General features: G+C 64.5%; 1 protein-coding gene. It reads left to right on the plus strand.

What is annotated here, in order from left to right:
* Positions 1 to 163: 163 nt before the first annotated feature.
* Positions 164 to 1,561: a YibE/F family protein gene (locus AC2W7L_RS18485; protein ID WP_486005635.1), complete on the plus strand. Its 1,398-nt coding sequence runs from the start codon at positions 164 to 166 to the stop codon at positions 1,559 to 1,561.
* Positions 1,562 to 1,686 lie beyond the last annotated feature (125 nt).

Raw genomic sequence — 1,686 nt, forward strand, 5'->3', positions numbered from 1 at the left:
ACCCCCAATACTACCCCGACGGCGGCCCACACTCGCGCAGTGCTGCGCGTCAGGTAGTCCCGATAGCGGTTGGCCGCCTCGGCGAGCACCAGCCGCCATTCCGCCCTTGGGCGACCGCCACAGCTCTCCTTGGTCAGCCATTCCGCAAAGGACCGCCATGCATATGACGTCCCAAAACGAACCGAAGGCGTCGCCGAAGGTTCGCCTGATCATGCTCGCCTGCCTCGTCCCGCTCATCGTGGTGACGATCGCCGGACTGTTCGTGCTGTGGCCGTCCGGCCCTGACAAGGAACTGCCCGGCGGCGGACCGACAACGAACACCGCCGAAGGCACCACCGATACGAAGGTCACGGTCACCGCCGTCGACGCCTCTGAATGTGAGCCAGGGGAGACGGATCCGATGGTGCGAGCCGACTGCACGAAGTACACCGCGGAGGGGAACGGGCAGGCCGGCAGCCTGTACGTCACGCCCGATGCGCTCAAAGCCGGCGTCGACGTCGGCGAGACGATCAAAGTCCTCGACTTCACACAGTCCCCGGACCGGGCGGAGATGGGCACCGATTACGTGTTCATCGATTTCGACCGCAACGTTCCGATGCTGGCGCTGGCGATCATCTACGCGATCGTCGTCCTCCTCGTCGCCGGTGTGAGAGGACTGCGCGCACTGATCGGACTCGGGTTTGCCGGTGCCGTGCTGTTCGTCTTCATGCTCCCGGCCATGCTCGACGGCAAACCGCCCGTGCTGGTGACGATGGTCTCGGCGAGCCTGATCATGGTCATCGCCCTCTATCTGGCACACGGAATCTCGACGCGGACGTCGACGGCGCTGTTCGGAACGGTGCTCGGCATCATCATCACAGGCATCCTCGGTGCGTGGATGACGTCCTGGGCGAACCTGGGCATCGCCTATTCGGAGGACGGCTACCTGCTGGTCGATACGACCGATCTGGGGATGACCGACATCATCGTGTGCGCGATCCTCATCACCGGACTCGGGGTGCTCAACGACGTCACCATCACTCAAGCCTCGGCGGTGTGGGAGCTGGCGGCCGCTGCCCCCGAGATGAAGCTCGGTCAGCTGTTCTCCCGAGCGATGCGCATCGGCCGGGACCATATCGCCTCGACCGTCTATACGATCACCTTCGCTTATGTGGGCTCGGCGCTGATGACGCTCATCATCGTCTCCGCGCACGATCAGCCGCTGTGGGACACATTCACGCTCGGGGACATGTCGGTGGAGGTGGTGAGCATCCTCGTGTGTTCGATCGGTCTGGTCATTGCGATTCCGCTGACGACCGGACTCGGCGTCCTCGTCGTCCGCTCCGGCCTGCGCCCGCCGAGGCAGCCCGCCACAACCGTGTCAACGCCGGTACCAGCCGTGCCCGGTGGAGAGACGATCGAGCGTACGTCCGCCGAGGTGGCCGGAGCTTCGGACGGGCACCCAGGACCCGAGAGCGAGGCTCCGGCGGGTCCATCACGTCCAGCGGGTCCAATGGATCCAGCGGGGGAGCGGCCTCCGATGACGCGTCGCGAGGCCCGTGAGCGTGACCAGAACCGCTGAACTTCGCCCCAGAACTACTGTGAGTATTGATGGTGGCTGGTCTGGGACTGGCTGGCAGAGTAGGAACTGACCGTCCCATTGATCATCATGACCCTCAGAACTACTGACTCGAACGATGTCCTCGT

Source organism: Brevibacterium sp. LAARM3_SD1 (assembly GCF_057364765.1).